Origin of the sequence: Corallococcus sp. AS-1-6 (assembly GCF_020037015.1) — a bacterium.
Taxonomy (GTDB): domain Bacteria; phylum Myxococcota; class Myxococcia; order Myxococcales; family Myxococcaceae; genus Corallococcus.
Map to the genome: position 1 here is coordinate 143,663 of NZ_JAIQDE010000023.1, position 12,252 is coordinate 155,914.

The 12,252-nt window shown below is 71.7% G+C and carries 9 protein-coding genes; 3 read left to right on the forward strand and 6 right to left on the reverse strand.

All coding sequences use genetic code 11. The features are described from left to right. Positions 1 to 4: 4 nt before the first annotated feature. The 4 genes from K8612_RS27730 to K8612_RS27745 all read right to left on the reverse strand — a co-directional run bounded on the left by K8612_RS27730 (position 5) and on the right by K8612_RS27745 (position 7,924). Complete coding sequence (locus K8612_RS27730; RefSeq protein WP_223764492.1) at positions 5 to 805, reverse strand: hypothetical protein; 801 nt, start codon at positions 803 to 805, stop codon at positions 5 to 7. A 112-nt stretch (positions 806 to 917) separates the two neighbouring features. After that, entirely contained in the window at positions 918 to 4,151 is a 3,234-nt protein-coding gene (locus K8612_RS27735; RefSeq protein ID WP_223764501.1) for a PAS domain-containing protein, read from the reverse strand. Then, positions 4,148 to 5,824, reverse strand: coding sequence for a lamin tail domain-containing protein (locus K8612_RS27740; RefSeq protein ID WP_223764493.1), 1,677 nt, complete (start codon positions 5,822 to 5,824; stop codon positions 4,148 to 4,150). The genes K8612_RS27735 and K8612_RS27740 overlap by 4 nt, the downstream gene beginning before the upstream one ends. A gap of 75 nt (positions 5,825 to 5,899) precedes the next feature. Next, a complete protein-coding gene (locus tag K8612_RS27745) occupies positions 5,900 to 7,924 on the reverse strand; it encodes a hypothetical protein (protein WP_223764494.1) in 2,025 nt (674 codons plus the stop codon). 193 nt (positions 7,925 to 8,117) lie between these two features. On the opposite strand from K8612_RS27745, the gene K8612_RS27750 reads away from it, so the two are divergent. Beyond that, on the forward strand, positions 8,118 to 8,891 hold the full coding sequence (locus K8612_RS27750) for an alpha/beta hydrolase (RefSeq protein WP_223739481.1): 774 nt from the start codon (positions 8,118 to 8,120) through the stop codon (positions 8,889 to 8,891). A 10-nt stretch (positions 8,892 to 8,901) separates the two neighbouring features. Next, positions 8,902 to 9,480, forward strand: coding sequence for a DUF2378 family protein (locus tag K8612_RS27755; RefSeq protein ID WP_223764495.1), 579 nt, complete (start codon positions 8,902 to 8,904; stop codon positions 9,478 to 9,480). Positions 9,481 to 9,495: 15 nt separating this feature from the next. Here K8612_RS27755 and K8612_RS27760 read toward each other — a convergent pair whose 3' ends face one another. After that, the gene (locus K8612_RS27760) at positions 9,496 to 10,656 is read right to left on the reverse strand and encodes an acetyl-CoA carboxylase biotin carboxylase subunit family protein (RefSeq protein ID WP_223739483.1); all 1,161 of its coding nucleotides are present in this window, start codon (positions 10,654 to 10,656) and stop codon (positions 9,496 to 9,498) included. A 321-nt stretch (positions 10,657 to 10,977) separates the two neighbouring features. On the opposite strand from K8612_RS27760, the gene comJ reads away from it, so the two are divergent. Next, on the forward strand, positions 10,978 to 11,592 hold the full coding sequence (comJ, locus tag K8612_RS27765) for a competence protein ComJ (protein WP_223764496.1): 615 nt from the start codon (positions 10,978 to 10,980) through the stop codon (positions 11,590 to 11,592). Positions 11,593 to 11,596: 4 nt separating this feature from the next. Here the strand turns inward: comJ and K8612_RS27770 are convergent. Continuing rightward, a partial coding sequence (locus K8612_RS27770) for a M43 family zinc metalloprotease (RefSeq protein WP_255672263.1) occupies positions 11,597 to 12,252 on the reverse strand: 656 nt, incomplete at its 5' end.

Sequence of the window (12,252 nt, forward strand, 5' to 3'; positions counted from 1 at the left end):
CGCCTCAGGTGCCGCCGGGGCTCAGGGGCTTCGTCAGCAGTTGGTCGAACGTGGGGTTCGCCGCCTTCGCGATGCGCGCCGCGTGCTTCTTCAGGAGGGCGGCGTTGGCGTCCTTCACGTCCTTGCCGGAGGCCACCTCCAACTGGGTGATGTACTTGCGCAGCCCGGCGCGCCGCTGCTCCAGTTGCAGCCGCTCTGCCTCGCTGAGCTTCGGGTCCTCCAACCGCGGCCCGATGGCGGCGAGCTGCTCCTCCAGGAGCGCGATGTTCGCGGGGTCGCTCGCCTGGGACACCATCGCCACGCCCGCGTCCGGCGCGGCGGCCTGGGGCTCCGGATACACCACGGCGGTGAGGCGGCCGAACTCCTGGGGCGACATGCGCTGCGCCTCCAGGTTCAGCAGGAGGGAGGCCTGGGCCTTGCCCAGCATGCGCAGGGAGGCGCCCGCGGCCCGGAGCTTCGCGCTGTGGCTCCCGTTGCTGAGTTCGTTGCCGTACTTCTGGACGAACTCCAGGGACTCCTTCTGGAGCACGTCGTAGGCGGGCAGGGTCGCCTCGCGCGCCGCGAGGTAGGCCTCCAGCCGCGCCTCGTCCAGCTTCAGCACCTTGCCCGCGGCAGGCGGCTGGAAGGGGTAGCGGGCGTTGAGCTCCGCGGTCTTCTGGGCGCGCTCCTGGGACTTCATCAGCGCGGCCACGCCGGCGCCGTCCATCTGGCGGTCCGCCCAGTACCCCGTGGCGACCAGGCCTCCGCCCACGAGGAGCAGCCCGCCCACACCCAGCCCCAGCCCGAGGATCCACTTCTTGTTCATGGCGCTGCTCCGCTCTCCTTCCGGAAAGGACGGGCCCGCCCGCCGCCGGAGCCCCTTTGCTACCCGGGCCGTCCCTGGAGGGCAAGCGCGCCCCGGGCAGGGGCGGCCCCTTTCAGTCCCGGGCGGGCGGCCGGCGCGGCAACTGCACGAGGAAGGTGGTGCCGTCCTGCGCGGTGGAGCGCACGCGCAGCCGGCCGCCATGCGCGTCCACGATGTGCTTCACGATGAACAGCCCCAGCCCCAGCCCGTGGGCATTGCGCTGGCCATCCCGGAGCTCCGCGCGCTTGAGGGGCTCGAACAGGTGCGGCAGTTGGTGCTGGGGGATGGGGCGCCCCTGGTTCTTCACCGCGAGCGTCACCCCCCCCGCCTGGCCCCGCAGCCGCACGCGCACCGGGCAGTGGGCGTCTCCGTAGGCGAGCGCGTTGTTCACCAGGTTGGTGATGACCTGCGCCAGCCGGTCCGGGTCGCACCACAGCCGGGTGACGCCCCGCCCGGCCACCTCCAGGCGCCGCTCCGGGTGGGCCTGCTGCACCTCGTCCAGCACCTGGCGCACCAGGTCCAGCAGGTCCACGTCGCGCGGGGCCATGGGGATGCCGCCGCCCAGCCGGGCCTGGGTGAAGTCCAGCACGTCGCGCAGCATGCGGTGCGCGCGCTCGGCGCTGGAGAGGATGCGGGCCACGGCCTTCTGGTCGCGCGGGTCGGGGTCCTCCCGCCTGGCCAGCGACGTGGCGGCCATGGTGATGGCGGAGATGGGGTTGCGCAGGTCGTGGCCGACGATGCCGATGAGCAACTGCTCGAACTCCGCGCGGCGCCTCGCCTCGGCCTCCGCCTCGTGCCTGTCGGTGACGTCCTGCATTGCGCCCACCATGCGCACCGGGCGGCCCTGGAGGTCCTTCACCACGCGGCCCCGGTCCTCGACGAAGGCCCACGTCCCGTCGCCCCGGCGAATCCGGTACTCGGCCTCCCAGTGGCCCTCGTGGCTGTCGATGGCCCTCTGCAGCTCCCGCATCACCTGCTCGCGCTCGTCGGGGTGCAGGCTGGCCGTCCACCACGCCGTGTCCATGACGGGCGGCCCCCGGGACATGTCCAGCCGGAGGACGCGGGGCGCCGATTCGCTCCAGTGGATTTCATCCGTCACCAGGTCCCAGTCCCAGATGATGTCGCGGGTGGCCAGGGTGGCCAGCCGGTAGCGCGTCTCCGACGCACGCAGCTCCTGCTCCGCGCGGCGCCGCTCGGTGATGTCCAGCGACACGCCCGACACGCTCACCACGCGCCCGCCCGCGTCGAACACCGGCAGGAGGCGGACCTCGAACCAGACGCCCATGAGGTACAGCTCCGTGGACAGCCGCTCGCCGGCCAGCGCGCGCAGGACGACCTCCAGCACGTCCCGCCGGTTCCGGAACACGTCGAAGACGGAGCGTCCGTGCATCACCCGGGAGGGCACGGAGGTGGACGTCACGCCCTCGCCCTCGAAGAGGGTGAACACGCCCTGCGCGTCGAAGGCCCACAGCACGACGGGCAGTTGCGTGAGCACGCGGTGGAGCTGCTCGCGGGCCTCGTCGCGCTCCTGGCGCAGCGTGCGCGTGGCGGTGATGTCCGTGGACACGCCGCACAGGGCCCACGGCTCGCCCTGCACCACGCTGGGCAGGGGGAACTTCATCGTGTGGTAGAGGTGCGTCCCGTCGGGCTGGAGCACCTCCTCGTCGAAGACGAGCGGCGTCTTCGACGCCAGCACCCGGCGGTCGTTGTAGCGGAAGCGCTCCGCCGTCTCCCGGGGGAACAGGTCCAGGTCCGAGCGCCCCAGCACCGACTCGCGCGGGTGGCCGGAGATGGCCTCGAAGGGGCGGTTGATGAAGAGGTACCGCCCGCTGGCGTCCTTCGCGTAGATGGCGGCCTGGGCGTGGTCGAGGATCTCCTGCAGCCGCTGTTCGCGGGAGCGCAGCGCCTGTCCGTGCTCGTGGACGTAGTGGGCCACGGCCTCCGTCAGGCTCCGGTCCAGCGCGCGCCACAGCGCGCGCAGCTCGTTCGTGCCGAGCGGCCGGTGGGACGCATCCAGCACCTCGAGGATGGCCTCGCGCAGCAGGCCGTACTCCTCCACCAGCGTCTCCACGCGAGCGCCGGCCTGGAAACGCCGCTGCCCGATTTCCCGGGCATGGGCCCAGACCGCCCCCGAGGACCAGTTCTCCACGGCGCCCTGACGGAGGACGAGCACCAGCGCGTCCAACAGCTTGAGCATCCCCGCCAGCCGGTCCTGGAGCTGCGCGGCCATGCCCGGAGGGTGAGGGTCCAGCCGTGCGCCCCAGCGCCGGAGGATGTCCTCGCGCCGCGCCTCCACCAGGTCCGCGAGCGAGTCCGTCGTGGACGCGAACGGGTTCATGCCGGCGCTCCGGAGGCACCGGTCGTACGAGGCAGGCCGCCTGCTGTGGGAAGAGTGAGTGTCACCGTACCCCTGCTCCCTGGACGTGGCCGGAGTGGAGGGAAGATGCACATCGCGCGTCGCGAAATGGATGGGGCTTGCGGGATGGGGTGGGGTGGCTTGCCCACCTCTGGGATTGAACCCAGGGACGTGGCGGGCGGCCATGGGAGGCCTCCGTGAACCGCCGGGTCGCATCATTGACCTGGGGGAGACGGACTCCCGAGCACACGGGAGGCCGCAGGCCATGCCACTCGCGGAACGAAGGACGGGCGGACAGGGCGAGCATGTCCTGGTGACAAGGGGGCTGCCCTCCAGGACGTGGACCCGGGTCCACGTCCGGACGGGCGAGGGCCGGTCGCGAGCTCCACCAGGGCCTGGCCGCTGGGCGCGCGGCTGTCCCAGGCGGTGATGGACACGCTGCCGCAGGGTGGACGCAGGTGGGCGCCGCCCCCGGGGACACGGCGCCGGGCAGCGGCCCCACAGGCCCCGGCGTGCGCGCCGGGCCTCCAGCTCCAGGGCCTCGAACTCGCCGCGCCGGGAGGCACCGGCCGGCGGGATGAACAGCGTGCACGCGTAGCCGCGCCGCACGAGCAGCGCGTTCACGTCCTCTCCGTCCACGGACACGTACGCGAGCCGCCGCCCGAAGCGGTCCGTGCACGCCTCCGCGTCCCGCAGCCGCACCGTGCGGCCCTCCACGAGCGAGCGGTTGAACGCCGCGGCCTCCTCGCCGAAGCAGTCGTCGTGCCCCTGCGTCGTCTCCGGGGTGTCGGCCAGCAGGTAGCGGATCCGCTCGCCGTCCTGGAGCACCACCGTGTCCCCGTCGATGACCTTCGTCACCACGCCCGTGCTCGGGCCGCACTCCCCTTCCCCGCCACCACAGGCGGACAGGACGGTGAGCAGCACCAGCCAAGCAAACCGCCGCGTCCTCATCGCGCGCACGTCCGGTTCTCCCGGCCCGGGGTGCCCCGGTCGCCCGCGCCGAAGGTCACGCCGGCGGGCGTGGGACAGAAGGCCCCGGCCGCGTCGTTGCCGGTGGCGTCCCGCACGCGCGCGTCCAACTGCGACGACACGCCGGGGCTCGCGGCGTTCGTGAAGACCACCGAGTCCAGCACGCTCCCCTGCGCCGACAGCTTGAGGACATGGGCCCCCGCGCCGTTGCCCAGGCCGAACGCGAACGTGCCGAGCACTGAGGGCAATCCGCCATTGAGTGAAGCGTCTTCACCACGCGCGAGGACCGCGAAGCCTCCGGACTTCATCGACAGGCACAGCGGGGACTCCAGGACGGAGCTGCCCGACTCGCTGGAGAGCGTCACCCCGTTGAGGTCCACCTCGCGCAGCGCGAGCACCTCCACCCACTCCCCCTGCGCATCCGGGACGGCGGCGGGGTCTGCCATGAACTCGGTGAGCACCAGCGAGCCCACGGTGGGAGCGCGGAGCGCACGGGGCTGCCCCGTGGTCCGGTCGATACAGCCTGCCTGCGCCGTGCCCGCGTCCGCTCCGGTGCACGCGCGGTTGGTCCGTCCCGGCGTACCCAGGTTGCCCTTGTCACCGTAGGCCTCCGTGGCGGCGCACCAGGACGCCGTGACGTCGTTGCTCTTCGCATCGGCGGTGAGCGGCGCGGACACCTGGGTGGCCACGCCGTCCTGGGCCGGGCCATACAGCGCGCTGTCGATGAGCACGCTGCCCGCGCGGATGGCGACCCCGCCGCCCGCGTTGCGCAGGTCCACGGAGAACGTGGCCAGCGGCTCCGGCAGGCCGCCGTTCACCTCCGGTTCCCGCCTGCGCGCGAGCAGCGCGGACTCTCCGGCGGCGAGGGACAGACAACGCTCCGACTCCAGGCGCGTGCCGGACGTGTCCGTTCCCACCGTCAGCCCATTGAGGTCCACGGGCACGGTGGCGCGGACCTCCAGCCACTCGCCCACCGTGTCGTCTCCTCGCGGGTTGGCCATCACCTCGGTGATGATCAGCTCTCCGGGCCGCGGGGACTGGATGTCCCGGGGAGAGTCCGCGCCCGGCGGCAGACACGTCGCTCCGGAGGTGACTCCGCCATCCGGCAGTGCGGGACACGGCGCGTTCGCGCGTCCCGGACTGCCACGCGTTCCGTCCGGCGCGTCGCACCAGCGCGACAGGTCGTCGTTGCCCTCCGCGTCGGGCACGAACCGGCCGTCATAGGTCCGGGCCGCGCCCGACTTCACTGGCGCGGCCAGCGCCACCGAGTCGAGCACGCGCGTCCCGCACCGCAGACCCAGGAGCCCCGCGCTGTTGCCCAGCGCGCCGAGCGCATCCCCGTAGGTCTGGTCCACATGCTCGGGCAGCGCGCCGTCACGCACGTCGCCCAGCACGACGAAGGCCCCCGCGTCCACCGGCAGGCCCGTGGTGAACGTGTAGACGCGCTCCTGTGCCGCTTCGTCGCGCGCGGTGAAGAGCGTGACGCCCAGCAGGTCCACGGTCTGCCCGGTGGGGTTGTGGAGCTCCACGTACTCCTTCCCCGTGTCCGCGCCCACGGGGTCGTTGAGGTACTCCGTGATGATCAGGTCCCCCGGCACCAGCGCCTCACACGCCGCTGGCTCGTCCTCCCACGTGGGCAGTCCGCACGCCCCCATCCACCCCAGCATCCATCCCAGTCCCAACCGCACACCCCATCCCCGCACTGCCCGAGCCGCCACACTCCGCTCCCTTCAGAACCGCGTCTCCACTTCCAGCGCGAACAGGTGCCGGGGCGCATCCGGCGGCGTCCGGGCTCCTCTCGCGTCCTTCAAGTCCACGACCCACGCGTACCGGGCCCGCGTCGTCACGGCGTCCGCCGTCCAGCTCGCATCGAGCGTGGCCCGGAAGGCCTGCTCCAGCCGGTCGCGAGTCGACACGTCCTCGTCCTTCCACACGGCCCGGCCGCGCAGCCTCAAGGCGTCACAAGGCCGCACCTGCGCCTCCACCACCGCGTGCGCGTCCTCCCGCACGCCGCGGTTCACCGGATCATCCACGCGGGCATGCGCGTACTGCGCGGCCACGGACACCGCGTCGTGAAGCTCCGCCTTCACCCGGGCCGTGATGCGCAGCAGCGACCCTGAGCAGGGGTCCTCGCCCGAACCGTCGAAGCAGTCCCCCGCGACGCCGACGTCCTTGTCCCGGTACTCGGCCCACAGCGACGGTTGGAACAGCGCGTGCGCCCGCCAGTCCACCCGGGCCGAGCCCCGCAGGTTCACCGTGCCGGCGCTGCCCACCGCCGTGCCATCCGAGGGCAGCGTCCACGCATCCACCTCACCGCGCAGCCGCAGCGCGCCCTCCACGCGGTGCAGGTAGCGCACGCGAGCGCCCACTTCGTTCCGGGCCCGTGAGCCCTCCAACTCGTCCGGGCCGGACATCGCGCCCGTGTAGGGATTGGCGAAGCCGCGCCCATAGGCACGCAGCGACAGCTCCAGCTCCTTCGACGTGTCCGCCACCACCGTGCGTTGAAGCGCGCCGTAGCCACCGCCTCCGCCCGGCGCCGCATCGAACGTGCGCGCCGCCTCCACGAAGAGGTCCACGGGCCCCAGCCCCCACGCGCCATCCACGCCCACCGCGCCGAAGGCACCGCCCGCCGGGTAGCCCGCCGTGGAGCGGAAATCGAGCGCCGCGCCCTCCACGCTCCACACCGGCCGCGCGCCCCAGGCCGTCACTCCGACCTGTGCCCGCCGGGTCCACGCCATCGCCGCGTGGCCACCTCCCGCCCACTCGTGGAACACGCCGGGCAGCGTGCGCGACACGACTCGTCCCGTGGAGGCTCCTGTTCCCGCGAGCCACACCGCGGGCGCCTTGCAGGCCGTGCCCGCACAGGACGCCCGTTCCATCAGCGCGTGCGAGAGCAGCGAGCGGGACTGATACGAACCGAAGCCCGTCACGGACACCCCCGACGCGGTCCGCACCGTGCCCACCACGCCCCGGAAGCCTTCGTCCCATTGGAAGTCCGGCGTCACGTCCGCGGCGCGCTCCTCGGGGGTGCAGGCGCCATCTCCCAGGAAGCACCAGCGCTCCACGTCGCCCGGCACCCGCACGGCGTCATCCGGCAGGAAGCCCTCCGGCGTGGGCAGCCCGGTGGTGTCCAACGTGAGCCGCTGACCGAAGCCCAGCCGGTACGAGCCCACCAGCACGGAGGCCCGCTCGCCCGTCCACTGACCGAAGAACTTCGGCACGACCACCGACACGCCGGGCGCCTCCGCCACCAATGCCCGCCGGTTCGCGTCCCGGTGCACCGCGCCCAGCCGTCGCCGGGTGAGGGACGTGAGCAATCCCAAACGCCATCCCTCCGGTCCCGCCACGCGCACCTGGAGCGCCAGCGGAGGCAGCACCGGATCCGACGCGGCGAACGCCGACAGCAGCCGCGCATCCCCCGCCACCCGCTCCGGCGCCGAGGTCGTCAGGAAGGGCGCCAGCCGTCGCCGCTCCTCCGGCGTCAGCCCTCCCGAAGCCGCGAACCCATCCACGCGCGCGTACGTCAGTCCCGGCAGCGCATAGAGCGAGGCGCGCGACGCATTCGCCGGATCCACCCCCGAGCGCCGCAGCACCCGCAGCGCCGACAGCGTCTCGGCCGTGATGGCGCCGTCCTCCCGCAGCGCGAACAGCGCCTGCTCGCCAGTGTCCTCGGGGTCTACCTCATACGTCGCGGCGAGCGCCGTGAAGGGCAGACCCAGCAGGAACAGCCACACGCGGACGAGGACGGAACGCACGCGGCGGGCCCTCTGCAGGAGCGGGACCACCCTTCCCTACAGAGAAGGCGCGACGCGCGGTCCATCCCTTTCCCGGACTTGGGGTCCAGGCGAGGGACGGCGGTCCACGCGCCTCCAGGTGGCCGTGGGGCGGTGCGGCTATGCTGCGGTGACATCCTCGCGAGGCCGGTCCGTCCGGCCCCAGAAACAGCGCATGGGCTACGTCCACATCCTTCGCCACTTCCCCTCTCCCCAGGAGGGGTTCAACCGCACCGTCCGCATCTACACGCCGGACACCTACGACGCCTGGAAGGACCACCGCTTCCCGGTGCTCTACATGCACGACGGGCAGAACGTCTTCGCGCATCCGGAGTCCGCCGTCTTCGACACGTGGTGCGCCAACCGCGTCGCGGAGGAGAACGTCCAGGCGGGGCGGATGGAGCCGTGGATCATCGTCGCGGTGGACTCGGGCCCCGGCCGCTTCGAGGAGTACTCGCCGTGGGACGAACCGCGCAACGGCGTGTCCGCGCGAGGCGAGGCCTACGGGCGCTTCCTGGTGGAGGAGCTGAAGCCCTACATCGACCGGACGTACCGCACGCGCCAGGGCAGCGAGTGGACCGGCGTGATGGGCTCGTCGCTGGGCGGGCTCATCTCGCTGTACCTGGGGTGGAAGTTCCCGCGGGTGTTCGGGCGCATCGGCGCGCTGTCGCCCACGGTGATGTGGAGCCAGGGCCGCCTGTTCGACGCGTGGCGCGAGCACAGCCGCCGCTGGACGCGCATCTACCTGGACGCGGGCGCCACGGAGTTCATCCACGCGGGCGGCCTGCCGCTGGACTACGGCCGGGGCACGCGCGACTTCTTCCACCACCTCCAGGGCCTGGGCTACGGAGACCACGAGGTGTCGCTCGTGCTGGAGCCCGGCGGCGAGCACCACGAGAAGGACTGGCAGCGCCGGCTGCCGGGAGCCATGCAGTGGCTGCTCGGGTGAGCCTGTTCTCGTGACACGCCAGCCCCGCTCGGTGCCGCCCGAACAGCGGCAGGTCTACGTGCAGGTCGTGGAGGGCCTGCTCCAGCACGGCCTGAAGGGACAGGTGTCGCCCCGCCTGCGCGAACGGCTGCGTCATGCGGGCGTGGACCTGGACCGGCCGCTGTTGCCGCTCTACCCCGTGCCGGTCTGGGCGCGGTGCCTGGAGATCATCGTGGAGGAGGTCTATCCAGACGTGCCTCGGGTGGAGGGCTACACCCGGCTCGCCCGGGCGCACGTGGAGGGCTACGGGGCCACGCTGCTGGGGCGCGCGGTGATGGGCGTGATGCGGGTGCTGGGGCCCCGGCGCATGGTGCAGCGGCTGCCGGAGGTGCTGCGCGGCACGGACAACTACACGGAGGTGACGCTCGTGGAGCGCGGCCCCGCGCACTTCGAGCTGAGCCTCAACTCCAGCCTGGGCGCGCCCGGCTACGTGGAGGCCCTCTTCGAGGGGCTGCTGGCCTCGGGCGGCGCGAAGGCGCCCAGCGTGACGAAGGTGCACGACGACGGGGACAGCTCCACGTACGCGCTCACCTGGATTCAGGACCCCTGAAGCTCGGGTCGCCGCTCACGTCGCCTGGATGAAGCGCACCGCGTCCCGCATGGACTCCAGGTCCGGGTGGCGCGTGAGGTACATCTCTTCACCGAGCAGCGAGTGGTAGATGGGCGGCAGCTCGCGGTGCACGAGCAGCGACTTGCCCAGCCGTTCGACGATCTGCGCGTGCGAGTGCTTGTAGCGGCGGCCGTGACGGCGGGCGCTATGGCAGACGTGGTGGCGCGGCGTGTACTGGAAGTCCGCCACCGGGTCGCCGGTCACCACGCGGGCATAGAGCCGGTACACGTCGATGTCGCACGTGTAGTTCATCATGTCCGTCATGAAGCCGCCGGGCGGGCGGAGGTTGGCCTCCAGCACGACGAAGCGGCCATCCGGCAGGCGGAAGAACTCCAGGTGGAACCAGCGCTCGCGCAGGCCGAACGCGGCGACGACCTGGCGGCCCAGCACGTCGAGCGCGGCGGGGATGTGCTGGAGGCTCCAGAAGGAGATGTCGCGGCGTTCGGTGACGGTCTCCATGCCGCCGTCGCTGTATTCGTGGCTGAGGTTGAAGACGATGACGCCGTGGCGGTCCACGATGCCGTCGTAGGTGACGATGGTGCCGCGCACGAAGGGCTGCGCGACATAGGACGTGGGCAGCGGGTGGGCGAGCGCGGCGTCCACCTCCGCGTCGCTGGCGACCTTGAAGGTGTGGGCGGCGCCGACGCCCACGTCGGGCTTGAGCACGAGCGGGTAACCCACGCGGGCGGCGAAGGCCTTCACCTGCTCCGCGTCGCGCACGCGCAGGAGGTCCGGGTGGGGGACGCCGGAGGCGTGGAAGACCTCGGCCATGCCGGACTTGGAGCGCAGCTTGAGGATGTCCGAGGGCTGGAGGCCCGCGACATGGAAATCCTCGCGCAGGCGGGCTTCGACTTCGAGCCAGGACTCGTTGAGGGACTCGATGCGGTCGATGCGGCCGTGGCGCCAGGTGAGGTAGCCGGTGGCGCGCAGGAGGGCGTCGTAGTCGGTGAGGCTGGGGACGAAGAAGTATTCGCGAAGGGACTCGCGAAGCTCCTGGCGGAGGGACTCGTAGGGGGTGTCGCCGATGCCCAGCACGGTCACGCCGCGCTCGCGCAGGGCGGTGGCGAAGTGGAAGTACTGGGAGGGGAAGTGGGGGGAGATGAAGACGAAGTTCATGGCTCCTGGCGGGCGAGTCCTCCGCTGGTGTGGACCATAGCGGCCCCGCCCGCGCCCTAGAAGCCCGGTGGGGAACACTGTCCACCAGCGGCACTCGCGCGAAGGGGCTGCACCGGGAACACTCGCGGCATGGCGGAGGATTCCAAGGCGTTCGCACAGGCAAGGGAAGCGATGGGAAGGCACACCATCCCGGAGCTCATCGACCTGCTGGAGAGCGATGACGTCCGCACACGGTTCCTGGCGGAGATGTGCCTGAGGGACGCGACCTCCACCTGACTCCACTTCCAGCCCGCGGGTCCGCGGGAAGAGAGGGAGGCTGCGGTGAAGGAGTGGCGCGACTGGTGGTCCGCGCGGAGGGACACGTTCAAGAAGCGCTGGGGTGAACGAAATGGTGACAAGAGCACGAAGCCTCGGGCCGTCCCGATGAACCGCGAGCGCTCCCAGCGGTTCGTCATGGCCGTGGTGCAGAAGCTGGTGACGGTCAGCTCACGCGGACTGCCCGAGCCCGGGCACAACCGCTTCACGCCTCAGGCGATGGGCCAGGGATTCTCCTGGCGTCGCGGCAACGTGTCATTCGAGGTGCTGGAAGACGCCGGGGACGTGCCCTTCGAGGTCGCCCTGGCGGACACGCTGCAAGTCTCGCCTCGGGCCTTTCGCGCGCTCGTCGTTCCGTTCGAAGTGGCGGCAGGCGGCATCGAGCTTTGCGACATGTCCTACGGGAGCGTGCATCCGTTCGACCTGCCGGAAGGGAGCTACGCGCTGCTCTTCGAGATGGAGTTCCGCGAGCGGACTTCCGGCCTCGAATCCTCGGAGGACACGCCCGTGTGCTGCCGGGTGACGTTCGTGCCGTCCCAGGACGTCGCTCCCGCCATTCTCAAACAAGATGCCGGACTGCGGCCGTCGAAGCGCCTGGTCCTCGACGGCCAACTGGCGTGACAAGCTACTGCGCCAGGTCCGGACGGTAGGTGGCCAGGGTGCAGCGCATGCGCTGGACCTGCTCCGCGCTGAAGCCCGTCATGCAGGCGTCGTCCGTCAGCTCCATGTAGTTCTGGATGGGGACTGGCACGCCGCCGCAGCTCGTGATTCCCGCGGTGCACCCCTTGTGGGAGGTGGCATTGGGCGGGGTGTCGCAGATGCGGTCGCCGGTGGTGTAGCAGTCCGGCGCGGTGGCCGTGCCGCATCCCGAGTAGTACGTGTGGAACAGGCCCAGGTAGTGACCCACCTCGTGCGTGACAGTCCGCCCGTTGTGGTACGGCGGGACGGGCCCCACCCGTCCGAAGGCCAGCCAGTTGATGACCACGCGGTCCTGCGGCTGACCGACGGCGCCCGTGGGCTCCGCGGGGAGGAAGGGCACGTAGCCTCGCGAGCCGCCGGCGCTGTTGGTGTAGATGTTCACGTAGCGCGTCGGGTCCCAGGAAGTGCTGAGCCAGTAGCTGCCCGTGTCCTGGTACCAGGTCGTGTTGCAATAGCGCTGGATGCCCGTGGTCGGGTTGCCCGAGGGGTCCACGGTGGCCAGGAAGTAACCGTCCGGCCAATGACGTGCCGCGAGGCTTGATGACAGACGCGGACCGTGCTCGGCGAGCGCCGCGAGGAGTC

Excerpts from the sequence above, each read along its gene's own strand:
- K8612_RS27730 (WP_223764492.1), bottom strand. The coding sequence starts at position 805 with ATGAACAAGAAGTGGATCCTCGGGCTGGGGCTGGGTGTGGGCGGGCTG.
- K8612_RS27735 (WP_223764501.1), bottom strand. The coding sequence starts at position 4,151 with ATGAGGACGCGGCGGTTTGCTTGGCTGGTGCTGCTCACCGTCCTGTCC.
- K8612_RS27740 (WP_223764493.1), bottom strand. The coding sequence starts at position 5,824 with ATGGGGGCGTGCGGACTGCCCACGTGGGAGGACGAGCCAGCGGCGTGT.
- K8612_RS27750 (WP_223739481.1), top strand. The coding sequence starts at position 8,118 with ATGGGCTACGTCCACATCCTTCGCCACTTCCCCTCTCCCCAGGAGGGG.
- K8612_RS27760 (WP_223739483.1), bottom strand. The coding sequence starts at position 10,656 with ATGAACTTCGTCTTCATCTCCCCCCACTTCCCCTCCCAGTACTTCCAC.